The sequence below is a fragment of the Citrobacter sp. VF227 genome (assembly GCF_052950715.1).
Map to the genome: position 1 here is coordinate 1 of NZ_JBRFVF010000657.1, position 431 is coordinate 431.

The window sequence follows — 431 nt, forward strand, 5'->3', positions numbered from 1 at the left end:
TCGAGAACCCCTGCTTGAGCTGCGCAACCTCAGCCGCAGATGCAAATAACAGAACATTGATCTGTCGCTTCATTGCGGCGAGATTATTTCCATTGTCGGCCTGCTGGGCGACGGGCGTACCGAGCTTTGTTTGAGCCTGTTCGGCATGACGCGCTCGGAAAGCGGCGAGATGCGTATTAACGGTCAGCCGGTCACGCTTCGTAATAACCACGACGCCATTAAGAACGGGATCGGCTACGTCTCAGAAGATCGCCTGACGCAGGGGCTGATCATGGAGCAGTCGATTTACGACAACACCGTTGTCACGGTGTTTGATCAACTGCACACCGGTAGCGGCTTGCTCGTTTATCGTAAGGCGCAAAAGCTGGTCGACGATTTAATCCGCGAACTGAATATCAAAGTGTCCGATCCGCACCTGCCGGTCAAAACGC

Annotated in this window: 1 pseudogene; it reads left to right on the forward strand. The window is 54.3% G+C overall.

What is annotated here, in order from left to right:
* Positions 1 to 431: pseudogene (locus tag ACU8YC_RS28405) on the forward strand (ATP-binding cassette domain-containing protein); the annotation flags it as partial.